The following is a 23831-nucleotide window of genomic DNA, read 5'->3' on the forward strand; positions in this document are numbered from 1 at the left end:
TGCACAATCCTTTGGGAGGCGGCAAGCCGGCTCCCAAAGGGCGGTCTGGCTGGGGCTATTTGGCGGTAACGGTGACCCACCATGGCGTATGCCGCTCGATCTTCACCGGCAGCACCGGTTGCAGCGAGGCCAGGGCCAGGTCGGTGTCGGTCAGCGGGAAACTGCCGCTCACGCGTAGCTCGGCCACTGCGTCGCTGACGCCCAGGTGGCCGCTGCGGTATTGGCCGAGGGTGGCCACCAGGTCGGCCAGGCGCACGTTGTCCACCACCAGCATGCCGCGGGTCCAGGCGTCGCTGCCGACCGCCACGGGGCTGACACTGCCCAGGCCGTCGGCGCTCATCAGCACTTGCTGGCCTTCGCGCAATACCTGTTCGTCGCCACTGTGCTGTGGCTTGGCGGCCACCGATGCCTGCAGCACCTCCAGGCGTGTGCCGGCCTCCTCGCGCTTGACCAGGAAGCGGGTGCCCAGCGGGCGCAGGCGGCCCTCCTCGGTACGCACCAGCAATGGGCGGCTGTCCTTATGGCCGGTTTCCACCGAGATTTCACCCTGGTGCAGGACGATCAGCCGTTGCTCGCCCTGGAAGTCGATGTCCACCGCGGTCTTGCTGTTGAGGCTGAGCAAGGTGCCGTCTTCCAGGCGCAGAGTGCGCAGCTCGCCGGTCCCGGTGCGTTGGTCGGCCAGCCAGTAGGTGGGCGACAGTGTCGGTGTGCCGGCCCAGGCCAGCAGGCCGCCGAGCAGCAGCATGCCAGCCAGGCCGCCCAGGCGCTGGCGCAACCCGGCCCGGGATTGCAGCAGGGTGTGGCGTACGGGCCCGGCGGCAGCGTTGACGCGCTGGTCGAGCATGCCCAGTTGCAGCCAGGCGCGGGCGTGCTCCTCGTGGGCGGCGTGCCAGCGCGTGAATTCGCTGCGTTCGTCCGGGGTACCGCTACCTTCGTCGAGGCACAGCTTCCAGGCGATGGCCGCTTCCAGCACCTGGCTGGAAACCGGGGCATGCTTCATGTCGGCTCCCCGTAAAGGGCGACATAGCACTGGCGCAGGCCTTGGGCGAGATACTGGCGCACGCGCGAGACCGACACCCCGAGGCGCTCGGCGATCTCGGCGTGCCCCAGGCCGTCCAGGCGGTTGTAGAGGAAGGCTGCCCGGGCCTTGCTCGAGAGCTTGCCCAGCAAGCGGTCGATGGCCTTGAGGTCTTCGAGGATCAGGTGTTGCTGTTCCGGTGACGGGTGCTCGGCTTCGGGCAGCAGCGCCAGTTCCGCGAGGTAGGCCTGCTCGAGGGCAGCGCGGCGGAAGTGGTCGAACAACAGGCCCTTGGCCACGGCGACCAGGAAGGCGCGGGGTTCGCGGGGAGCGTCCAGACGCTCACGGCCGAGCAGGCGTACGAAGGTGTCCTGGCTCAGGTCCTCGGCGCGCTGGCGGCAAGCGGTGCTGCGCTGCAGCCAGGCCAGCAGCCAGGTGCGATGGTCGCGATACAGCGCGCCGACCAGTTCGGCATGTGGACTGTGCGCAGACGTCAAGAAGCGTTCCCCGGGAAAGAATGCGTTAACTAACGATAATTATTCGCGATTGTGGCAGAGGCAGGGGGGAGGGCGCAATTGACGCTTATCGGATTGCCAGCATGACGGGGGAGCGCGATAAAAGTCAGAGACCGTGGTGCTGCGCCTTGCGTCGTCGCCACTGGCGTAGCCGCTGTTCCAGCTGCAACGGGCTGTCCAGTTGCTGGCGGCGGGCTTGGCTGAACAGGATCAACGCCAGCTCCGCAGTGACTTGGGCATCGGCGCTGGCATGGTGGCGGGCCTGGACTTCGAGGCCGAAACGGGCGATCCAGTCGTCCAGCCCGGCCTCGCGCAGCACGGTGTCGGGGTTGAGCATCGGCGCGAGCTCCGCCACGTCGAGAAACGGATGCTGCAGGCGCAGGCCCAGGCTGTCTTTCAACGCCCGGGCCAGCATGCGCTGGTCGAACGGGGCATGGAACGCCAGTACCGGACTGTCGCCGATGAACGTCATCAGGTCGAGCAGGGCTTCGGCCGGTTCGCAGCCGGCGGCCAGGGCGCTGGGGCCCAGGCCATGGATTAGCACGCTGGCGTTGGTTTTCTGTTCGGGGCGGCGCAGGGTTCGCTCGAACGGCCGACCGAGGTCGATGGCACCGTCCTCGATGGCCACCGCGCCGATCGACAGCACCTGATCGCGATTGAGATTCAGGCCGCTGGTCTCCAGGTCCAGCACCACCCAGCGCTGTTCGCGCAGGGAGCACACGCCCAGGGGCGCAGGGCCGGGCAGCGCGGCCAGGCGCCGCTGCAGCGCCGTATCGAGTTCGGGGGCTGTGGGGCGCAACCAGGCGAACAGGTTCACAACTGGTACCGCAGGGCCAGGCTGCTTTGCAGGCGCTGGGCCTGGCGCAGGGACTCGCGCAGGATGCGCCGATCCAGGTGGTTGAGGCTGTCCGGGTCGAGTCGGTTGGAATAGGGCTGGTTTTCGCGGCTCTGACGCTGGTGTTGCTGCATGCGGGTCTGCTGGATGAAGTGGTAGGCCTCTTCATAGGCGGCGCCGTCGAGCGGGTCGATGATGCCCTTGGCGATCAGCTGGCGCAGCCGCTCCAGGGTATTGCACGCCGTTATGCCATGGGCCAGGGCCAGCAGCCGAGCGCCATCGACGAACGGGGTCAGGCCCTGCACCTTGAGGTCGAGGGTGGCGGCCTTGTCGTCACCCTGGCGGGTCAGCACGAACTCGCGCAGGCGCCCGACCGGTGGACGCTGGCGCAGGGCGTTGTCGGCCAGCATGCGCTGGAAGATGCGGTTGTCCGCGACCTGCTCCAGCAGGCCCTGGCGCAGTTGCTCGCAGCCTTGCTCGTCGCCCCAGACCACGCGCAGGTCGAAGTAGATGCTCGAGCCCAGCAGGTTCTCGGGGCTGGCTTCGCGCACGAAGCCGGCGAAGCGCCGCGCCCACTCGTTGCGCGACAGGCACAGCTCGGGGTTGCCGGCCATCACGTTGCCTTTGCACAACGTAAAGCCGCACTGGGCCAGGTTGTGGTTGATCTGCTGGGCCAGCGGCAACAGCCTGGCGCGGATGGCGTTGGCCTCGGCACCGTCACGGGCCTCGAAGAGAATGCCGTTGTCCTGGTCGGTGTGCAGGGTCTGTTCGCGCCGGCCTTCACTGCCGAAGCACAGCCAGCTGAATGGCACGCCTGGGTCGCCGCGCTCGGCGGTGGCCAGTTCGATCACCCGGCACACGGTGTGATCGTTGAGCAGGGTGATGATCTGGGTGATCTGCGTCGAGGAGGCGCCATGGGCGAGCATACGCTCGACCAGTTGGCCGATCTCGCCGCGCAGTGACACCAGGGTATCCAGGCGCGGGGCATGGCGGATGGTGCGCGCCAGGTGTACCAGGTCGACCCGTTGCAGGGAGAACAGATCACGCTCGGAAATTACCCCGCACAGGCGCTGGCTTTCGACCAGGCAAACGTGAGCGATATGCCGCTCGGTCATGGCCATGGCGGCATCGAAGGCGCTTGCGTTAGGGGGTAGGTAGAACGGTTGAGCGGTCATGTAGCGTTCGATGGGCGCGGTCAGCTCGGCACTGGCATCGGCCACCACCTGGCGCAGGTCGCGTAAGGTGAAGATGCCGATGGGGTGGCGCTGTTCATCGATGATCACGATGCTGCCGACCTGTTGTTCGTGCATCAGCCCCACGGCTTCGCGCAGCGCGGTGTGGGGGTGGCACACCACCGGATGACGCAGCGCCAGTTCGCCCAGCGGCGTATTGAGCGAATACTGGGTGCCCAGGGTTTCCACGGCGCGCTGGCGCACTTGCTGGTTGACCTGGTCGAGCAGGCTGCTGACGCCGCGCAGGGCGAAGTCGCGGAACGCCTCGGACATGGAAAACACACGAATGAACGCGGCCTTGCCCAGTTGCAGGCAGAAGGTGTCCTCGCCGGCCAGGTGCTCGGTGCGGGTGGCACGCTCGCCGAGCAACGCCGCCAGCGGGAAGCATTCACCGCTGGTGATCTCGAAGGTGGTCTCGGTGCCTGGCTTGGTGACATGGTGGCGTTCGCCGACCACGCGCCCCTGCTTGACGATATAGAAGTGCTCGACCGGGCCCTCGGCGGGCGTGATGATGCTTTCGCCGCTCGCGTAGAAGCGCAGCTGGCACTGTTCCACCAGGTAAGCCAGGTGGCTGTGTTCCATCTGGTTGAACGGCGGGAAACGCTGCAGGAACTGCAGGGTGCCCTGGATGTTTTGCAGTACCGCTGTTCTGCCGGCCTGGGTGTAGGCGTCCATTTTGCTCATGAAGCTGACCGTATCGCTACGCCGAACTATATATATCTATCTATAGGGTTCGGCTTTGTTGTTCTCGGCCTCCATGGTCGGCTGGCCGTACTGTGGTGCCCATTGGACGTAAGTCTAGAGCGGGGCTGTCAAGGACCCGACGAAAGGCGAACCGGGCTATGTAGATTTCGCGGTCCTAAGCTGTGAACGAGAATTTTTTGACGAGATGGGCCATGGCCGAGCATGACGACATACTGAGTGACGCCGAGCGCGAGGCATTGGCCGGGGTGACTGCGCCTGTCGCGGCGCGTCCCGTGGTGCTGGTGGTGGACGACAACCCGGTGAACAGCGAGGCGCTGAGCTTGTATCTGAAGAGCCGAGGTATCGCCTGCATGACGGCTGACGGTGCGCAGGAAGCGATGTTGAAGCTGCATTACGAACCGCGGATCGCGCTGATGATCACCGACCTGCGCATGGAGCCCAAGGATGGCCTGGAGCTGATTCGCCAGGTTCGCGAGACCGAGCGGGCGGCGCTGTCGATCATCGTGGTGTCGGGCGACACCGATGTGAAGGAGGCGGTGGACGTGATGCACCTGGGGGTGGTGGACTTTTTGCTCAAGCCGGTGGACCTGGGCAAGTTGCTGGAGCTGGTGCGCAAAGAACTGAGAATGGATTAATCGTATAGGGTCTGCTTCGCAGCCCAATCGCCGGCAAGCCGGCTCCCACAAGGATAGTGCTCACCTGTGGGAGCCGGCTTGCCGGCGATTGGGCCGCAAAGCGGCCCCTGGATGACTTACAACCCGTTGCGCGCCTTGAACTCGCGGCGACGACGGTGCAGGACCGGCTCGGTGTAGCCGTTCGGTTGCTTGGCACCCTCGATCACCAGCTCGATCGCCGCCTGGAACGCGATGTTGTCATCGAAGTTCGGCGCCATCGGGCGGTACAGGGCGTCACCGGCGTTCTGCTTGTCCACCACCGCGGCCATGCGCTGGAGGCTTTCCAGCACCTGCTCCTGGGTGACCACGCCATGGCGCAGCCAGTTGGCCAGCAGCTGGGCTGAAATGCGCAGGGTGGCGCGGTCTTCCATCAGGCCGACATCGTTGATGTCCGGCACTTTCGAACAGCCCACGCCCTGGTCGATCCAGCGCACCACGTAGCCGAGGATGCCCTGGGCGTTGTTGTCCAGCTCGTTGCGGATCTCTTCGGCCGACCAGTTGGTGTTGGCCGCCAGCGGGATGGTGAGGATATCGTCGACCGAAGCTTGGGTGCGCGAAGCCAGCTCGCGCTGACGGGCCTGCACATCGACCTTGTGATAGTGCAGGGCGTGCAGAGTGGCGGCGGTCGGCGACGGTACCCAGGCGGTGTTGGCGCCGGCCAGCGGGTGGGCGATCTTCTGCTCGAGCATGGCGGCCATCAGGTCTGGCATGGCCCACATGCCCTTGCCGATCTGTGCACGGCCCTGCAGGCCGGTGGCCAGGCCGACGTCGACGTTGTTGTTTTCGTAGGCGCCGATCCACTTCTCGTTCTTCATGGCGCCCTTGCGCACCACGGCGCCGGCCTCCATGGAGGTGTGGATCTCGTCACCGGTGCGGTCGAGGAAGCCGGTGTTGATGAACACCACGCGCTCGGCCGCAGCCTTGATGCAGGCCTTGAGGTTGACCGTGGTACGGCGCTCCTCGTCCATGATGCCGACCTTGACGGTGTTGCGCTTCATGCCCAGCAGGTCTTCGACGCGGCTGAAGATCTCGGCGGCGAACGCCACTTCTTCCGGGCCATGCATCTTCGGCTTGACGATATAGACGCTGCCGGTACGGGTGTTCTTGCGGCTGGTGTTGCCGTTGAGGTTGTGCAGGGCGATCAGGTTGGTGAACAGGCCGTCCTGGATGCCTTCGGGGATTTCGTTGCCCTGGGCGTCGAGGATCGCCGGGTTGGTCATCAGGTGCCCGACGTTGCGCACGAACAGCAGCGAGCGGCCATGCAGGGTCACGCTGCCGCCATTGGGCGCGGCGTATTCGCGGTCCGGGTTCATGGTGCGGGTGAAGGTCTTGCCGCCTTTGTTCACGCTTTCGGCCAGGTCGCCTTTCATCAGGCCCAGCCAGTTGCGGTAGACGATGACCTTGTCGTCGGCGTCGACGGCGGCGACCGAGTCTTCGCAGTCCATGATGGTGGTCAGTGCCGATTCCATCAGGATGTCTTTCAGACCGGCGGCGTCGGTGCTGCCGACCGGGGTGCTGGCGTCGACCTGGATCTCGAAGTGCAGGCCGTTGTGCTTGAGCAGCACGGCGGTCGGCGCGGCGGCATCGCCGTGGAAACCGATCAGCTGGGCATCGTCACGCAGGCCGCTGTTGCTGCCGCCCTTGAGCGCGACTACCAGCTTGCCGCCTTCGATGCGGTAGGCGGTGGAGTCGACATGGGAGCCGGCGGCCAGTGGCGCGGCCTGGTCGAGGAAGGCGCGGGCGAAAGCGATCACCTTGTCGCCACGGACTTTGTTGTAGCCCTGGCCTTTTTCGGCGCCGCCCTCATCGCTGATGGCATCGGTGCCGTACAGCGCGTCATACAACGAGCCCCAACGGGCGTTGGCGGCGTTCAGGGCGAAGCGGGCGTTCATCACCGGCACCACCAGCTGCGGGCCGGCCATGACCGCGATCTCTTCATCGACGTTCTGGGTGGTGGCCTGGAAGTCCTCGACGGCTGGCAGCAGGTAGCCGATTTCCTCGAGGAACGCCTTGTAAGCCACGGCGTCGTGGGCCTGGCCTTTGCGGGCCTGGTGCCAGGCGTCGATCCTGGCTTGCAGCTCGTCGCGCTTGGCGAGCAGGGCTTTGTTCTTCGGAGCGAGGTCTTTAATGATCTCTGCCGCCCCGGCCCAGAACGCATCGGCCTTGATGCCGGTTCCAGGGATCGCTTCGTCGTTGACGAAGTCGTACAGGGCCTTGGCGACCTGAAGGCCACCGACTTGAACGTATCCAGTCATTGCTTGCCTCACCTCTGCTCAGCTATTTCGCTTTCGCTCTTCTGTATTAAGCCTGTAGCGCTTCTCTAAACACGGCACCAGTGCATGCCCGCGTGATCCGGGGCGGCTGGGTGCGGCTCGCCAGACGGGCCGGCGGGCGGTTGGCGTATTTTCACAGGCGCCTTGGCAGACATCGAAACGACGTTTTTGTAGTCCGCGCCGATGCATACTACATGAAGCAGCAGGCAGGTAAACATCAGACTAAAAGCGTCGCTCTGCGACCGATTGGTCGCATGGGGTCACGCTGGGAGACGACATGTTCGCAAAAAACAGGGGGATTGTTCCAGATAAATCTTGAAACAGTACACGATACGTTGCTGTGACTGTCCTGCGGCAGGTTGCCGCGCCTTGCCTATACTGATTCGATCCCCGTATCGCCCCCATCTGCGGCGGCGCTTGCAGACGAATGAAGGAGTGGCCCCGTGGACCATCTTGTACTGACCGTGATCGCCCCTGACAAGGCGGGGCAGGTCGAACGTATCGCCCAGTGCATCGCCGATCACAATGGCAACTGGCTGGAAAGCCGCATGTCACGCATGGCCGGGCAGTTCGCCGGGATCCTGCGGGTGGCGGTGCCGGCGGAGAACTACGCCGAACTGGTCGAGTCGCTGCAGAAGCTGGGCGACCACGGCATTCGTGTATTGATCGCCGAAAGTGGCATCGAGCCGTCCTGCACCTGGAAACCGATCGCGATGGAACTGGTGGGCAACGACAGGCCCGGCATCGTGCGTGACATTACTCGCCTGCTGGCAGAGCTTGGTGTGAACGTGGAGCGTCTGAGCACCGAGGTGCGCCCGGCGCCGATGAGCAGCGAGCCATTGTTCCAGGCCGATGCGCTGCTGGCGCTGCCGTTGACCTTGTCGCTGGATGATTTGCAGGCAAGGTTGGAGAGCCTGGCGGATGATCTGATGGTGGAGTTGCGGTTGCGGCCGGAGGATTGATGCAGGCAATCGCGGGGCAAGTCGCAACGGCGAACCGCCGCTCCCACGGTTATCCCGATTTAACGGGGACGCCCCTGTGGATAACCTGGGGGCGTACCGCTACAGCCCAATAGCCACGCCGGTTAGCCGGCATTGAGCAAAAAACACTCAGTTATCAGTAGCTTGTGCACAAACCACGGGGACGAGGGTGTGGATAACCTCTGGAGACCTTGCTGCAGACCACGCATTTCGTGGTCTGCAGCTGTTTGATCATTAATTGATCAGGCGCGCTTGCGCAAACTCAGCCAGGCATCGACGCTGTACACCGCCAGCCCCGCCCAGATGCACGCGAACGCCAGCAGGTTGCTGGAGGTCAGGTGCTCATCGAACAGCCACACCGCCTGCAGCAGCACCAAGGTCGGCGCCAGGTACTGCAGGAAGCCCAGGGTGGTGTACGGCAGGTGGCGCGCGGCGGCGTTGAAGCACACCAGAGGTATCAGGGTGACCGGGCCGGCGGCGATCAGCCACAGGGCCTCGCTGCTGTTGAAAAACGCGAGGCTGGCGCTGTTGGCCGTCGGGTGCAGCAGCAGCCAGCCGATCGCCAGTGGTACCAGCATCCAGGTCTCGACCACCAGGCCGGGCAGCGCCGCGACTGGTGCCTGCTTGCGGATGAGCCCGTAGAAGCCGAACGACAGGGCCAGCGCCAACGATACCCAGGGCAGGCTGCCGACCTGCCAGACCTGTTGCGCCACGCCCAGGGCCGCCAGGCCCACTGCCAGCCATTGCAGGCGGCGCAGGCGCTCACCGAGCAACAACATGCCCAGTAGTACGTTGATCAGCGGGTTGATGTAGTAGCCCAGGCTGGCTTCGAGCATGCGCCCGTTGTTTACCGCCCATACGTAGGTCAGCCAGTTGCCGGCGATCAACGTGCCGCTCAGGGCCAGGATGGCCAGGCGCCTGGGATTGTCACGCAGTTCGCGCCACCAGCCGGGGTGCTTCCATACCAGCAGCAGGAGAGAGCCGAACAGCGCCGACCAAAGCACCCGATGGACGATGATCTCCACCGCCGGGACGCTCTGGATCGCTTTGAAGTACAGGGGGAACAGGCCCCAGATGATGTAGGCGCCAAGGCCCAGAATGTACCCGCGACGCGGGTTTGCGGCGTGCATGCAGAATCCTTGCTTAGGTAACTAAATAAAGCGACGCCTATTGTAGACAGAGCGCGGCGCAGACCTAGAACAATTTCAGCGGTTGTTCATCGAGCGCGGCCATCTGTTCACGCAGGGCCAGGATCTGGTCACCCCAGTAGCGCGGCTGGCCGAACCACGGGAAGCTGCGCGGGAATGCCGGGTCATCCCAGCGCCGCGCCAGCCAAGCGCTGTAGTGCAACTGGCGGAGGGCGCGCAGCGGCTCGATCAGGGCCAGTTCACGCGGGTCGAAGTCGTGGAACTCGTTGTAGCCGTCAATCAGCTCGGCGAGCTGGCCGAGGCGCTCCTCACGGCTGCCGGCAAGCATCATCCACAGGTCCTGCACCGCGGGGCCCATGCGGCAGTCGTCGAGGTCGACCACATGGTAGATATCGTCGCGGTGCATCAGGTTGCCAGGGTGCAGGTCGCCGTGCAGGCGGATCAGCTGGTGCGGGGTGCGGGCGTAGATATCCTCGACCCGCTTGAGGAGGTCGCGAGCCACGGATTCGAAGGCCGGCAGCAGTTCGCGAGGAACGAAGCCGCCGTCCAGCAGGGTGTTGAGCGAGGCATGGCCAAAGTTGTCCACAGCCAGCTGTTCACGGTGTTCGAATGGCCGGATGGCCGCCACGGCATGCAAGCGTCCGAGCAACTGACCCAGGCGGTACAGCTGGTCGAGGTTGCCCGGCTCCGGAGCATGGCCGCCACGGCGCGGGAACAGGGCAAAGCGAAACCCCTGGTGCTCGAACAGGGAGCGGCCCTCGTGCAACAGCGGCGCCACCACGGGCACTTCGCACTCCGCCAGCTCGGCGGTGAAGGCGTGTTCTTCGAGGATTGCCGCATCGCTCCAGCGCCCGGGGCGGTAGAACTTGGCGATCAGCGGTTGTTCCCCCTCGATGCCCACCTGATAGACACGGTTTTCGTAGCTGTTGAGCGCCAGCACCCGCGCATCGCTGAGAAAGGCCAGGCTTTCCACGGCGTCCAGCACGAGGTCGGGGGTGAGGGTGTCGAAGGGGTGGGACATGAAAGGCTCCAGGCGCGGGGACAGCGTGGCTGCATGTTACCCCAATCACATGGCACGCCCCGCCCTTGTCGTAGCCGGTTAGACCGGCACCCCCAGCAACACGAACGACGGATGGAACTGCACCCGCATCATGCTCTGCGGCCCGACTTGATACTGCGCCAGCCAGTCAGCCTCGGCGAAAGCGCACAAAGTCTGCCCGTTACCTAGTGCCAGGCGCACCTCGACTGCACCGTCCTGTTCACCGACAAGCTCCTCGACCTTGGCCTCCAGGCAATTGCTGCCTTGCTCCGCCAGCTCGCCCGGCCCCAGCAGCCGCACCCATCCTGCCTTCAACAGCGCCACCACCGTGCCACCCAGTGCCAGCTCCAGCCGCTCGGTACTGCCCCGGGTGATCAAGGCCTCGATCTCCAGGCTGCCGCCCAGATCCAGGCTGATACGGTCATGCCGGCCTTCGCGGCGCAGCCCGCTGATCCGCCCTTGCAACTGGTTGCGCGCACTGGTGCGCAGCATCAGCCGACCGAGCAACGCGAGGTCGTTGCTGTCCTCGGCGGATTCCAGGATCTCTGCCTGCAATGCCTGCAGGCGCTGGTACAGGCGCAGTACCCGTTCGCCCTCGGCGGACAGCCGGGCGCCACCGCCACCCCGGCCCCCGGTGCTGCGTTCCACCAGGGGCTGCGCGGCCAGGTTGTTGAGTTCGTCGATGGCATCCCAGGCGGCTTTGTAGCTGATCCCCGCGGCCTTGGCGGCACGGGTGATGGACCCCTGCTCGGCGACATGTTGCAGCAGGGCAATGCGCTGTGGGCGGCGGGCGATGTGCTGGGCGAGCAAGGCGGGCAGGGACATGGGCGGGCATCAGGCGTGGTGTAGGTCCCGCGACGTTGCCGCCGTCACCGGGGCAAGTCAAGCCTGGCCCGGGCGCGGTGTGCGCGCCAGGCAGTAGATATCCACCCGCCGGGCACCGGCCTGGCGCAGCAACCGGGCGATGGTCTGCGCGGTCGCCCCGGTGGTCAGCACGTCGTCGACCAGCGCCAGGTGCAGGCCCTCCAGTTCACTGCCCGGGGTGAGGGCGAAGGCTTGGCGCAGGTTGCGTTGCCGGGCCTTGGCACCGAGCGACTGTTGCGCCGGTGTATCGCGCGCCCGCTGCAGCAAGTGCTCGTCGCAGAGCAGGCGCAATTGTCTGGCGAGCCAGCGGGCGAGCATCGCCGCCTGGTTGAAGCCGCGCTGGCGCAGTCGTCGTCCGGCCAGGGGAACGGGCAACAAGCGGTCAGGCCGTGGCAAGCCTTCGTGATAGTGCTGGCTCAGGCTCTGGCCGAGCAATTGGGCCAGCAACCGCCCCAGGGGCCACTGGCTGTTGTGCTTGAAGCGGCTTATCAGGGTGTCGACGGGAAAGCCGTAATGCCAAGGCGCGATCACCCGTTTGAATGCCGGTGGGTGGCGGCTGCAGTTGCCACAGAGAAGGTCGTCCAAGGCCAGGGGCAGCGCGCAACGGCGGCATTGCTCTTGAAGCCAGGGCAGCGCCTGCTCGCAGGCGAGGCACAGGGGATAGGGCTGCCCTGCGGGCTCGTCGCAAAGCAAACAGAATTGATCGATATTTGTACAGATGTAAACCAGCATCTTCTTGATTGGTTGACAGTTCATAGGCCTTCCGTGACTATGCGAGCTATCCGTGATGCGCTGGTGGGTTTCCCTGTCCCGGCGTCAGTCAGACCATAGATAAGGAAACGCCGATGAGCGCCAGCGCAATTGCAACAACCCGTCACGACTGGTCCCTGGCCGAGGTCAAGGCACTGTTCCAGCAGCCGTTCAATGACCTGCTGTTCCAGGCCCAGACCATGCACCGCGCGCATTTCGACCCCAACCGTGTGCAGGTCTCCACGCTGCTGTCGATCAAGACCGGCGCCTGCCCGGAAGATTGCAAATATTGTCCGCAGTCCGGCCACTACAACACCGGGCTGGAAAAACAGAAGCTGATGGAAGTGCAGAAGGTGCTGGAGGAGGCCGCCCGGGCCAAGGCCATCGGTTCGACCCGCTTCTGCATGGGCGCGGCGTGGAAGCATCCCTCGGCCAAGGACATGCCCTACGTGCTGGAGATGGTCAAAGGGGTCAAGGCCATGGGCCTGGAAACCTGCATGACCCTCGGCAAGCTCGACCAGGAGCAGACCCAGGCCCTGGCCCAGGCCGGCCTGGACTACTACAACCACAACCTCGACACCTCGCCGGAGTTCTACGGCAGCATCATCACCACCCGTACCTACAGCGAACGCCTGCAGACCCTGGCCTACGTGCGTGACGCCGGCATGAAGATCTGTTCCGGCGGCATCCTTGGCATGGGCGAGTCGCTGGACGACCGCGCAGGCCTGTTGATCCAGCTGGCCAACCTGCCCGAGCACCCGGAGTCGGTGCCGATCAACATGCTGGTCAAGGTTGCCGGCACGCCGCTGGCCGACGAGGAAGACGTCGATCCGTTCGACTTCATCCGCATGCTCGCCGTTGCCCGGATCCTCATGCCCAAGTCCCACGTGCGCCTGTCGGCCGGCCGTGAGCAGATGAACGAGCAGATGCAGGCACTGGCGTTCATGGCCGGAGCCAACTCGATCTTCTACGGCGAGAAGCTGCTGACCACGGCCAACCCGCAGGCCGACAAGGACATGCAGCTGTTCGCCCGCCTGGGTATCCAGCCTGAAGCCCGCGAAGAGCACGCCGACGAAGTGCACCAGGCCGCCATCGAGCAGGCGCTGGTCGAGCAGCGCAGCAGCGAGCTGTTCTACGACGCAGCCTCGGCCTGAGCATGGCCTTCGATCTCGCCGCGCGGCTGGCCGAACGGCGTGCCGCGGACCTCTATCGCCAGCGGCCGCTGCTGGAAAGCCCGCAAGGGCCGCAGGTGGTGGTCGATGGGCAGCCGCTGCTGGCCTTCTGCAGCAATGACTACCTGGGCCTGGCCAATCACCCCGAGGTGATCAAGGCCTGGCGCGATGGCGCCGAGCGCTGGGGTGTCGGCGGTGGCGCCTCGCACCTGGTGATCGGCCACAGCACGCCGCACCATGCCGTTGAAGAAGCGCTGGCCGAGTTGACCGGGCGCCCTCGCGCGTTGCTGTTCTCCACTGGCTACATGGCCAACCTCGGGGCCATCACCGCGCTGCTGGGGCAGGGCGACACAGTCTTGCAGGACCGCCTCAACCACGCTTCCCTGCTCGACGGCGGGCTGCTCAGTGGCGCCCGCTTCAGCCGCTATCTGCACAACGACCCGGCCAGCCTGAGCAGTCGCCTGGAGAAAGCCACCGGCAATACCCTGGTGGTCACCGATGGCGTGTTCAGCATGGATGGCGATTGCGCCGACCTGCCGGCCCTGGCCAAGGCCGCCCGCAGCCGCGACGCTTGGCTGATGGTCGACGATGCCCATGGCTTTGGTACCTTGGGCGCCAACGGCGGCGGCCTGGTCGAGCATTTCGGCCTGGGTGTCGATGACGTGCCGGTGCTGATCGGCACGCTGGGCAAGGCCTGTGGCACCGCCGGCGCCTTTGTTGCCGGCAGCGAGGACCTGATCGAGGCACTCGTCCAGTTCGCTCGGCCCTACATCTACACCACCAGCCAGCCGCCGGCGTTGGCGTGCGCCACGCTCAAGGCGCTGGAGCTGCTGGGCCGGGAGCGCTGGCGGCGTGAGCACCTGGCCGCGCTGGTCCGGCAGTTCCGCACGGGCGCCGAAGAGATCGGACTGACCCTGATGGACAGCCACACCGCAATCCAGCCGATCCTTATCGGCGATGCGGGGCGGGCGCTGGCATTGTCCCGCTTGCTGCGCGAGCGCGGTTTGTTGGTCACGGCGATTCGTCCACCCACCGTGCCCGCCGGCAGTGCCCGTCTGCGGGTGACCCTGAGCGCCGCCCACAGTGAGGCGCAGGTGCAGCTATTGTTGAATGCATTGGCCGAGTGTTATCCACAGCTGGAGTCCGCCGATGCGTAACCGAATGATCCTTCTGCCCGGCTGGGGGCTGGGCACCGCCTCACTGGAACCGCTGGCCGCCAGCCTGCGTGCCCAGGACCCGCGCCTGCAGGTCGAATTGATCCCGTTGCCGGACTTGGCCGACAGCGACCCGCAGGCCTGGGTCGACTACCTCGACCGCAAGCTGCCCAACGACGTGTGGCTGGGCGGCTGGTCGCTGGGTGGCATGCTCGCCAGCGCCCTGGCGTACAAGCGCGGCGATCATTGCTGCGGCTTGCTCACCCTGGCCAGCAACCCCAGTTTCGTCGCTCGGCCGGATTGGCCGCACGGGATGGCGCCGGATACCTTCGGTACCTTCCTCGATGGCTGCCGCAGCCATACCCAGGTGACCCTCAAGCGTTTCCGTACCTTGTGCAGCGAAGGTGCGCAGCAACCGCGCACCTTGCTGCGCCAACTGGGCGTCGGCGTGCCCGACACCGATCCGCTGTACCTGGCCACCGGGCTGGAGGTGCTGGCCAGCCTTGATACACGCGCTGCCCTGGAGCAATACGGCGGCCCGCAGCTGCACCTGTTCGCCGGCAGTGACGCGCTGGTGCCGGTGGAGGCTGCCAAGGCCCTGAGCGACCTGTTGCCCGACGTGGAAGTCGGCTTGGTCGAAGACAGTTCCCACGCCTTCCTGCTGGAGTACCCGCAGGAGCTGGCGGCGGGCATCAAGAGTTTCCTGCATGAGAGTGGCGATGACTGATCTTTCCCAGCCCAGCTTGCCTGGTGCCCTGCCGGACAAGCGCCAGGTGGCGGCTTCGTTCTCGCGCGCCGCCGCCAGCTACGACAGTGTCGCGGCCCTGCAGCGCGCCGTAGGCATGGCGCTGCTGGAGAAACTGCCCGCAGGTTTCGCCCCTGCGCGCTGGCTGGACATGGGCAGTGGCACCGGCCATTTCAGCCGGGTCCTGGCCGAGTGCTTCAGCGATGCCGACGGTGTTGCGCTGGACATCGCCGAGGGCATGTTGCGCCATGCCCGTGAGCACGGCGGCGCCCGGCACCATGTGGCGGGTGACGCCGAGCGTCTGCCGTTGCGCGATGGCAGTGTCGACCTGCTGTTCAGCAGCCTGGCGGTTCAGTGGTGCGGCCAGTTCGCCAGCGTGCTGGGTGAGGCTCGGCGGGTGCTGCGTTCAGGCGGGGTGCTGGCATTCAGCAGCTTGTGCGTGGGCACCCTTGATGAGTTGCGTGCCAGCTGGCAAGCCGTCGATGGTATGGTGCACGTCAATCGCTTCCGGCGTTTCGAGGATTACCAGCGTCTATGCGGGGACAGCGGCCTGGAGCTGATCGACCTGGAGCGGCGTCCCCATGTACTGCACTACCCCGACGTGCGCAGCCTGACCCACGAGCTCAAGGCACTGGGTGCGCACAACCTCAACCCGGGGCGTCCGTCGGGGCTCACCGGGCGCGCGCGGATGCAGGGACTGTTGCAGGCCTACGAACAGTACCGCCAGGCGCAAGGTCTGCCGGCCACCTACCAGGTGGTCTACGGCGTCTTGCGCAAGCCGTCGGTTGGGGAGCAGTGACATGAGCCAGGCCTATTTCATTGCCGGCACGGACACCGATGTCGGCAAGACCACCATCGCCGCGGGGTTGCTGCATGCGGCGCGGCAACTGGGGTTGAGCACTCTGGCGGCCAAGCCGGTGGCGTCCGGGTGCGTGGTGACGACAAAGGGGCTGCGCAACAGCGACTCGCTGGCGCTGATCGACGAAAGCTCGGTCAAACTGCCCTATGAAGCGGTCAACCCCTTTGCCTTCGAACCGGCCATCGCCCCGCATGTGGCGGCCCGCGAGGCCGGGGTGGCGCTGAGCGTGCCGGCGCTGCGCGATGCGATGCAGCAGGTGCTGGCGCATCACGCCGACTTCACCTTGATCGAAGGCGCCGGTGGCTGGCGGGTGCCGCTGTCCGACCATGCCAACTTGTCGGATTTGGCCATCGCCTTGAGGCTACCGGTGATCCTGGTGGTGGGGGTACGCCTGGGGTGCATCAACCACGCCTTGCTCAGTGCCGAGGCCATCGCCCGGGACGGCCTGCAACTGGCGGGATGGGTGGCGAACATCGTCGATCCGCGTACATCGCGCTTGGAAGAGAACCTGTCCAGCCTGGCCGAGCGCCTGCCAGCGCCATGCTTGGGGCGGGTGCCCTGGTTGAAGCAGGCTGGCGCGGACGCGGTGGCCGAGCATTTGCATCTGGACTTGCTGGATTAGGCCTTTGCCTATCAGCTGGCACTAGGCTATTAGGGATTTAAACGGGCCTTTTTCCCGGTCTGCTGCTTTAATAAGGCCTGTTCATCATCCAGCGTCATGGAGTCCTGACATGGAAATCAATGCAAGTTCCGCTTTCTACGCGGGGCTGGGTGCCATCCAGAACGGGCAGAACCGCGTCGACCAGGCCGCCCAGCAGATCGCCAGCGGTGCCGTCGAGCGCGGTGCCAGCGGACAGTCCACAGACTATCAGGCCGAGCGGCTGCGCGGCGTTGACCGCAGCCAGCAGATGGACTTGGCCACCAGCACCGTGCAACTGGCCCTGGGCAAGCACGAAGTCGAACTGGGAGCCAAAGTCGCCAAGGCTTCCGATGAAATGCTCGGTCGGTTTATCGACACCTACGTCTGATCCGCTGAATCACATTCGCTTACTTCGCGGGGCAAGCCCGCTTCCACTCGTGGGAGCGGGCTTGCCCCGCGATGCGTTTGAGGGTGATTGGCTGAAAAGTCATATTCGGCGGCATAAATGCCATTGTTAGCCCTCCTTGACAGCGAGGCCTCCTAAACGTAAGTTTCAAACAACTGTTTGACCGAAAGCCGCCAAGAGCTGGTCGGTACCCGCGGTCTCCCTACCGAACTCATCACAGAGGTTCATCGCAATGCCTGATTACAAAGCCCCCTTGCGTGATATCCGCTTCGTCCGCGACGAACTGCTCGGCTATGAGGCGCATTATCAGAGCCTGCCGGGCTGCCAGGACGCCACGCCCGACATGGTCGACGCGATCCTGCAGGAAGGCGCGAAGTTCTGTGAAGAGGTACTGGCCCCGCTGAACCGCGTCGGCGACCTGGAAGGCTGCACCTGGAGCGAATCGGGCGTGAAGACCCCGACCGGCTTCAAGGAAGCCTATCAGCAGTTCGTCGAAGGCGGCTGGCCGAGCCTCGCCCACGACGCCGAGCACGGCGGCCAGGGCCTGCCCGAATCGCTGGGCCTGGCCCTGAGCGAAATGGTCGGTGAGTCGAACTGGTCGTGGGGCATGTACCCCGGCCTGTCCCATGGCGCGATGAACACCATCTCCGAGCACGGTACCCCCGAGCAGCAGGAAACCTACCTGACCAAACTGGTGTCCGGCGAATGGACCGGCACCATGTGCCTGACCGAACCGCACTGCGGCACCGACTTGGGCATGCTGCGCACCAAGGCCGAACCTCAGGCCGATGGCAGTTACAAAGTGTCCGGCACCAAGATCTTCATCTCGGCCGGTGAGCACGACATGGCCGATAACATCGTCCACATCGTCCTGGCCCGCCTGCCCGACGCCCCGGCTGGCACCAAGGGTATCTCGCTGTTCATCGTGCCGAAATTCCTGCCCAACGCCGAAGGCGGCGCGGGTGAGCGCAACGGCGTGAGCTGCGGCTCGCTCGAGCACAAGATGGGCATCCATGGCAACGCCACCTGCGTGATGAACTTCGACAGCGCCACCGGCTACCTGATCGGCCCGGCCAACAAAGGCCTGAACTGCATGTTCACCTTCATGAACACCGCTCGCCTTGGCACCGCGCTGCAAGGCCTGGCCCACGCCGAAGTAGCGTTCCAGGGCGGCCTGAAATATGCCCGCGATCGCCTGCAGATGCGCTCGCTGACCGGCCCTAAAGCACCGGAAAAAGCCGCCGACCCGATCATCGTCCACCCGGACGTGCGCCGCATGCTGCTGACCATGAAGGCGTTCGCCGAAGGCAACCGCGCGATGGTGTACTTCACCGCCAAGCAGGTGGACATCGTCAAGTACAGCCAGGACGAGGAAGAGCGCAAGAAGGCCGACGCGCTGCTGGCCTTCCTGACCCCGATCGCCAAGGCGTTCATGACCGAGGTCGGTTTCGAGTCTGCCAACCACGGTGTGCAGATCTACGGCGGCCACGGCTTCATCGCCGAATGGGGCATGGAGCAGAACGTGCGCGACAGCCGCATCTCTATGCTGTACGAAGGCACCACCGGGATCCAGGCCCTCGATCTGCTCGGCCGTAAAGTGCTGATGACCCAGGGCGAGGCGCTCAAGGGCTTCACCAAGATCGTCCACAAGTTCTGCCAATCCCAGGAAGGCAACGCCGCCACCAAGGAGTTCGTCGAGCCGCTGGCCGCGATCAACAAGGAATGGGGCGAGCTGACCATGAAGATCGGCATGGCCGCGATGAAGGACCGCGAGGAAGTGGGTGCCGCATCGGTGGACTACCTGATGTACTCCGGCTATGCGTGCCTGGCCTACTTCTGGGCCGACATCGCCCGCCTGGCAGCCGAGAAACTGGCCGCCGGCACCAGCGAAGAGGCGTTCTACACCGCCAAGCTGCAGACCGCGCGTTTCTACTTCCAGCGCATCCTGCCGCGTACCCGTACCCACGTCGCGGCGATCCTGTCCGGCGCCGACAACCTGATGGCGATGAAGGAAGAAGACTTCGGTCTTTCCATCTAAACCTGGATGGCTGTATCGAGCCGCCTGCCTTTACCGGCAGGCGGCTTTTTTTCGCCTGTGATTTGGGCTCGAACAGCCGGTCGTGGGACACGGCCGCGCCTGCACATGTCGCATCCAGTTACGAGAAAGTCTCAAGCTGGCGCCGGTCCTTGCCGTTAAACCTTCCGTTTATTCATCTATTCATGTGCGCTGCCGATGAAGTAGGGGCACAATGCCATTATTGATCTGCCGGGTCGGAGATTACCCTTGTTTCGTCTATCCGCTGTACGTACGAGCCACTTCCTGCCATCGCTGTTTCTTCTGCTGGCGGGGCTCGCTGCAGCCTATGTGAGAGACCTCAGCGTCTTCTTCACATCGCTGTTCAATGTCCTACCCACCTTGGTTCTGTTGCTGGGCGGCGCCTACTGCGCGGTGTATCGCCGCCAGCGCGAACTGTTCCTGATGGTCACGGTGTACATCGCCTATTTCCTGCTCGACACCCAGACCGATTTCTACCGCGACAATGGCCGGGTCCGTGAGGATGCCGCGGTGATTTTTCACCTGGTCTGCCTGTTGTTGCCAGCGCTGTTCGGCCTGTACGGCGCCTGGCAGGAACGCACGCACCTGGCCCAGGACCTGCTTGCCCGGTTCGCCGTGCTGTTCGCCGTGAGCAGCGTGGCGGTGGCGTTGGAGCAAAGTTTCCCCGAGGCGCTGCTGGGCTGGTTGGCCGAGATCCGCTGGCCCTCGCTGCACGGCCAGTGGATGAGCCTCATCCAGTTGGCCTATCCGCTGTTTCTGGCGGTGTTCATCCTGCTGGTGGTGCAGTACTTGCGTGAGCCCAGGCCGTTGCATGCCGCGCAAATCATTGGCCTGATCGGCATCTTCTGGATGCTGCCCAAGACCTTCATCCTGCCGTTCACCCTGAACATCATGTGCAGTCAGGTGATGTTGATGATCGCCGCCGCGGTGTCTCATGAGGCCTACCAGATGGCCTTCCGTGATGAACTGACCGGCCTGCCGGGGCGGCGTGCCCTGAACGAGCGAATGCAGCGTCTGGGGCGCAACTACGTCATCGCCATGACCGACGTCGACCATTTCAAGAAATTCAACGACACCCACGGCCACGATGTCGGCGACCAGGTGTTGCGCCTGGTCGCCAGCCGCTTGTCCAAGGTGACCGGAGGCGGTCGCGCCTACCGTTACGGTGGAGAGGAGTTCGCGCTGGTGTTCGCCGGCAAGACTGCCGAAGAATGCCTGCCGCACCTGGAGGCAGTGCGCGAGATGATCGCCAACTATGCAATCCAGCTGCGCGACCAGAACAGTCGGCCGCAGGATGACTCTACCGGTCGCCAGCGCCGTGGGGGCGGGGTCAATACCACGGTTTCGGTAACCATCAGCATCGGCGTCGCCGAGCGCCAGGTCGAGCACCGCAACCCCGACGAAGTGCTCAAGTCCGCCGACCAAGCGTTGTACAGCGCCAAGGGTGCGGGGCGTAACTGCGTCATGACCTTCGGCCAGCAGTCGCGGCGCGGGGCCGTGCGTATGGCAAGTTAGCGCGTGACTATGCCGGACTATTCGGTCGCATGATGACCCTATGTCTCGTAAAAGTTGTTCGGTTACACTGCGGTCATCCCAGTGCCGCGGCCCCCTCGGGCCGCCCCGACCCCGATAGCGAGAGGTTGTCATGGCTGAATATAAAGCGCCCCTGCGCGATATGCGCTTCGTCCTCAATGAAGTCTTCGACGTGGCCACGCTCTGGTCGCAACTGCCGGGCCTTGCCGAGGCGGTCGATGCCGACACGGCGATGGCCGTGCTCGAGGAGGCCGGCAAGGTCACTGGCAAGACCATCGCACCGCTGAGTCGCGCCGCCGACGAGGAGGGCTGCCACTGGGACAATGGTGCCGTGCGCACTCCGGCAGGCTTTATCGAGGCCTACAGGACCTTCGCCGAAGGCGGTTGGGTCGGCGTGGGCGGTGACCCGCAATTCGGTGGCATGGGCATGCCCAAGGCGGTCTCCGCTCAGGTCGAGGAAATGGTCAACGCTTCTAGCCTGTCCTTCGGCCTGTATCCGATGCTCACCGCCGGTGCCTGCCTGTCGATCAACGCCCACGCCAGTGAAGCGCTGAAGGAAAAGTATCTGCCGAACATGTATGCCGGCGTCTGGGCAGGCTCGATGTGCCTGACCGAACCCCACGCCGGCACCGACCTGGGCATTATCCGTACCAAGGCCGAGCCCCAGGCCGATGGTAGCTACAAGGTCAGCGGTACCAAGATCTTCATCACCGGCGGCGAGCACGACCTCACCGAGAACATCATTCACCTTGTATTGGCCAAGCTGCCGGACGCCCCGGCGGGTCCGAAAGGCATCTCTCTGTTCCTGGTACCCAAGTTCCTGGTCAACGAAGACGGCAGCCTGGGTGCGCGCAACCCGGCCAGCTGCGGCTCGATCGAGCACAAGATGGGTATCCAGGCCTCGGCCACCTGCGTTATGAACTTCGACGAGGCGGTTGGCTATATCGTCGGTGAGCCGAACAAGGGCCTGGCGGCCATGTTCACCATGATGAACTACGAGCGCCTGGGTGTTGGTATCCAGGGGCTGGCCTCGGCCGAACGCTCCTACCAGAACGCCGTGGAGTACGCCCGCGACCGTCTGCAGAGCCGCGCTCCGACCGGCCCGCAGGCCAAGGACAAGGCGGCGGATCCGATCATCGTCCACCCGGATGTGCGGCGCATGCTGCTGACCATGAAGGCGTTGATCGAAGGCGGTCGGGCGTTTTCCACCTACGTGGCGCTGCAACTCGACACCGCCAAGTACAGCGAGGATGCTGCGACCCGCAAGCGCAGCGAGGAGCTGGTGGCGCTGCTGACCCCGGTGGCCAAGGCCTTCCTCACCGACCTGGGCCTGGAATGCACCGTGCATGGCCAGCAGGTCTTCGGTGGCCATGGCTACATCCGCGAATGGGGCCAGGAGCAGCTGGTACGCGATGTGCGCATCACCCAGATCTACGAAGGCACCAACGGTATCCAGGCACTGGATCTGGTCGGCCGCAAGGTAGTGGCCAGCGGTGGCGCCTACTACAAGCTGTTCGCCGACGAGATCCGCCAGTTCATCGCCACCGCCGGCGGCGAGCTGAGTGAGTTCACCAAGCCGCTGGCGGCATCCCTTGACCAGCTCGACGAGCTGACCGCCTGGGTGCTGGATCAGGCCAAGGGCAACCCCAACGAAATCGGCGCGGCCTCGGTCGAGTACCTGCACGCGTTCGGCTATGTCGCCTACGCCTACATGTGGGCACTGATGGCGCGTGTGGCCAAGGCGGGCGAGGGCGATGCCGACTTCTATGGTGCCAAGCTGGGGACTGCACGGTTCTACTTCGCGCGCCTGCTGCCGCGGGTTCATTCGCTGGTAGCGTCGGTGAAGGCCGGTAGCGAGTCGCTGTACCTGCTGGACGCAGCGCAGTTCTGACCCCTCCGTCGGGCTGCCTGGCAGCCCTTTTGCGGCATGAGGCCGCCTCCGCAACGGATGCATTTCCGGCTGCGGAGGCGGCCTTTTGTTTTGTCGACGGCATGTGTTTATGAATGAGCCTTTTGTGTAAGCGTTGGCTTACACGACGTGGTGACGTTTCGCCTCTTTCCTAAGATTGGATCCACGGTTACTCTTTCTTACATGGACGTAGCGCAGGACGCGCAATGGACAGAGCAGGACGCCTTACATGGAAGTTGCGCAGGAAGCGCGAAAAGTTAGAACAGGGACAAGAAGGATTTCCTGCCAGGATGGCGGGGTGATAGGGATGTCGAAGGGAAACAGTCTGGAAAACCCCGCTTAGGCGGGGTTTTCTTTGTGCGCGTGTTTCAGCCCAGCACGTCCAGTGGCGAAACACCCAGCTGGCGTGGGTCGGCTTCTTCCTCCAGCAAGCTACGCAGCAGCTCGACCGCAGCCTGTTGGCGTTGCGCATCGCGGAACACCAGGCCTACCTTGAGCGGCACCCGCGGCTCGCTCAGGGGCTTCCACAGCAGTTGCTGATCATCCTGCGCGGCATCCTTGGCCCGTCCTGGGAGGATGGTCGCCAGCGCCGTGTGCGCCAGGCTGTCGAGAATCCCCGCCATATTGTTCATTTCCGCTTGCACCTGCGGTCTGCGGCCCTGGCTGGCCAGCTGCGCCTTCCAGATCTGGCGGATCTGGAACTCTTCCCCCAGCATCAGCATGGGCAGGTCAGCCGCCTGACGAATCGAGACTTTCTTGAAGTCTTTCAGGGGGTGGGTGCTGGGAATGACCAACTGCAATTCGTCTTCGTACAGCAATATGCCGTGCAGCCCCGGCTGGCGCGGTGGTAGATAGCTGATGCCGATGTCCAGGCTGCCGTTGAGCAGGCGCCGTTCGATCTCAGATCCCGACAGTTCATAGAGCTGCACGACCAGATGCGGCTGGGCGTTGCGCACCCGTTCCAGGAGCTGCGGTACCAGGCCCGGCCGCACGGTTTGCAACACGCCGATGGCCAGCGTGCGCAGCGACTGGCCCTTGAAGTTGCCCATGGCCTCGTGGGCCCGTTGCAGACCATCGAGCAGGGGCACGGCGTGGTTGTACAGGGTGTGGGCGGCGAGCGTTGGCAGCAGGCGCTTGTTGCTGCGTTCGAACAGGCTCAGGTCGAGACTGCGTTCGAGTTGGCGGATCTGCTGCGACAGTGCCGGCTGCGACAGTGACAAACGCTCGGCGGCACGGCCCACATGGCCTTCCTCGTAGACCGCGACGAAGTAACGCAGTTGGCGAAAATCCATAAGTAATGCTTATCGAAAAAGCTGAAAAAACG

Annotated in this window: 20 protein-coding genes and 1 pseudogene; 11 read left to right on the top strand and 10 right to left on the bottom strand. The window is 64.6% G+C overall.

Annotated elements, in window-relative coordinates:
* Positions 1-55: 55 nt before the first annotated feature.
* The 4 genes from KSS90_RS01910 to KSS90_RS01925 form a co-directional block, all read right to left on the bottom strand.
* Positions 56-1000, bottom strand: coding sequence for a FecR domain-containing protein (locus KSS90_RS01910; protein WP_217868027.1), 945 nt, complete (start codon positions 998-1000; stop codon positions 56-58).
* Positions 997-1515, bottom strand: a complete 519-nt coding sequence (locus KSS90_RS01915; RefSeq protein ID WP_217868028.1) for an RNA polymerase sigma factor — start codon at positions 1513-1515, stop codon at positions 997-999. Before KSS90_RS01915 ends, KSS90_RS01910 begins: the two co-directional genes overlap by 4 nt.
* 124 nt (positions 1516-1639) lie before the next feature.
* A complete protein-coding gene (locus tag KSS90_RS01920) occupies positions 1640-2350 on the bottom strand; it encodes a 3'-5' exonuclease (protein ID WP_217868029.1) in 711 nt (236 codons plus the stop codon).
* Complete coding sequence (locus KSS90_RS01925) at positions 2347-4284, bottom strand: putative nucleotidyltransferase substrate binding domain-containing protein (protein ID WP_217868030.1); 1938 nt, start codon at positions 4282-4284, stop codon at positions 2347-2349. The genes KSS90_RS01920 and KSS90_RS01925 overlap by 4 nt, the downstream gene beginning before the upstream one ends.
* Before the next feature lie 205 nt (positions 4285-4489).
* Between KSS90_RS01925 and KSS90_RS01930 the strand changes: the two are divergent.
* Positions 4490-4940: pseudogene (locus KSS90_RS01930) on the top strand (response regulator).
* Between the two features lie 116 nt (positions 4941-5056).
* Here KSS90_RS01930 and KSS90_RS01935 read toward each other — a convergent pair.
* Positions 5057-7234 (bottom strand): malate synthase G, encoded by a 2178-nt coding sequence (locus tag KSS90_RS01935; protein ID WP_217868032.1) that lies wholly within the window; start codon positions 7232-7234, stop codon positions 5057-5059.
* 461 nt (positions 7235-7695) lie between these two features.
* On the opposite strand from KSS90_RS01935, the gene KSS90_RS01940 reads away from it, so the two are divergent.
* A complete protein-coding gene (locus KSS90_RS01940) occupies positions 7696-8214 on the top strand; it encodes a glycine cleavage system transcriptional repressor (protein WP_046857418.1) in 519 nt (172 codons plus the stop codon).
* Between the two features lie 260 nt (positions 8215-8474).
* Here the strand turns inward: KSS90_RS01940 and rarD are convergent, their stop codons facing one another.
* The 4 genes from rarD to KSS90_RS01960 all read right to left on the bottom strand — a co-directional run bounded on the left by rarD (position 8475) and on the right by KSS90_RS01960 (position 12039).
* Positions 8475-9362, bottom strand: a complete 888-nt coding sequence (gene rarD / locus KSS90_RS01945) for an EamA family transporter RarD (protein WP_046857417.1) — start codon at positions 9360-9362, stop codon at positions 8475-8477.
* A gap of 64 nt (positions 9363-9426) precedes the next feature.
* Entirely contained in the window at positions 9427-10401 is a 975-nt protein-coding gene (locus KSS90_RS01950; RefSeq protein ID WP_217868033.1) for a serine/threonine protein kinase, read from the bottom strand.
* Between the two features lie 78 nt (positions 10402-10479).
* On the bottom strand, positions 10480-11244 hold the full coding sequence (locus tag KSS90_RS01955) for a TOBE domain-containing protein (RefSeq protein ID WP_217868034.1): 765 nt from the start codon (positions 11242-11244) through the stop codon (positions 10480-10482).
* 57 nt (positions 11245-11301) lie between these two features.
* Positions 11302-12039, bottom strand: a complete 738-nt coding sequence (locus tag KSS90_RS01960; RefSeq protein ID WP_217868035.1) for a ComF family protein — start codon at positions 12037-12039, stop codon at positions 11302-11304.
* An 89-nt stretch (positions 12040-12128) separates the two neighbouring features.
* On the opposite strand from KSS90_RS01960, the gene bioB reads away from it, so the two are divergent.
* From bioB to KSS90_RS02005, 9 genes are all read left to right on the top strand, one after another.
* Positions 12129-13187, top strand: coding sequence for a biotin synthase BioB (gene bioB / locus KSS90_RS01965; RefSeq protein WP_046857413.1), 1059 nt, complete (start codon positions 12129-12131; stop codon positions 13185-13187).
* Positions 13188-13189: 2 nt separating this feature from the next.
* Positions 13190-14362, top strand: a complete 1173-nt coding sequence (gene bioF / locus KSS90_RS01970) for an 8-amino-7-oxononanoate synthase (RefSeq protein WP_217868036.1) — start codon at positions 13190-13192, stop codon at positions 14360-14362.
* Positions 14355-15086, top strand: a complete 732-nt coding sequence (locus tag KSS90_RS01975) for an alpha/beta fold hydrolase (protein WP_217868037.1) — start codon at positions 14355-14357, stop codon at positions 15084-15086. The genes bioF and KSS90_RS01975 overlap by 8 nt, the downstream gene beginning before the upstream one ends.
* Positions 15079-15903, top strand: coding sequence for a malonyl-ACP O-methyltransferase BioC (gene bioC / locus KSS90_RS01980; RefSeq protein WP_217868038.1), 825 nt, complete (start codon positions 15079-15081; stop codon positions 15901-15903). The genes KSS90_RS01975 and bioC overlap by 8 nt, the downstream gene beginning before the upstream one ends.
* 1 nt (position 15904) lies before the next feature.
* Complete coding sequence (gene bioD / locus KSS90_RS01985) at positions 15905-16585, top strand: dethiobiotin synthase (protein WP_217868039.1); 681 nt, start codon at positions 15905-15907, stop codon at positions 16583-16585.
* Positions 16586-16694: 109 nt separating this feature from the next.
* Positions 16695-16991: a pyrroloquinoline quinone biosynthesis protein PqqE gene (locus tag KSS90_RS01990; protein WP_217868040.1), complete on the top strand. Its 297-nt coding sequence runs from the start codon at positions 16695-16697 to the stop codon at positions 16989-16991.
* A gap of 250 nt (positions 16992-17241) precedes the next feature.
* Positions 17242-19047: a phenylacyl-CoA dehydrogenase gene (locus tag KSS90_RS01995; protein ID WP_217868041.1), complete on the top strand. Its 1806-nt coding sequence runs from the start codon at positions 17242-17244 to the stop codon at positions 19045-19047.
* A gap of 246 nt (positions 19048-19293) precedes the next feature.
* Entirely contained in the window at positions 19294-20580 is a 1287-nt protein-coding gene (locus KSS90_RS02000; RefSeq protein WP_217868042.1) for a GGDEF domain-containing protein, read from the top strand.
* Between the two features lie 130 nt (positions 20581-20710).
* Positions 20711-22489, top strand: coding sequence for an acyl-CoA dehydrogenase C-terminal domain-containing protein (locus KSS90_RS02005; RefSeq protein ID WP_217868043.1), 1779 nt, complete (start codon positions 20711-20713; stop codon positions 22487-22489).
* A 386-nt stretch (positions 22490-22875) separates the two neighbouring features.
* Here KSS90_RS02005 and KSS90_RS02010 read toward each other — a convergent pair whose 3' ends face one another.
* Complete coding sequence (locus KSS90_RS02010; protein ID WP_217868044.1) at positions 22876-23799, bottom strand: LysR family transcriptional regulator; 924 nt, start codon at positions 23797-23799, stop codon at positions 22876-22878.
* Positions 23800-23831 lie beyond the last annotated feature (32 nt).

Source organism: Pseudomonas maumuensis (assembly GCF_019139675.1).
In the GTDB taxonomy this organism is placed as follows: Bacteria; Pseudomonadota; Gammaproteobacteria; order Pseudomonadales; family Pseudomonadaceae; genus Aquipseudomonas; species Aquipseudomonas maumuensis.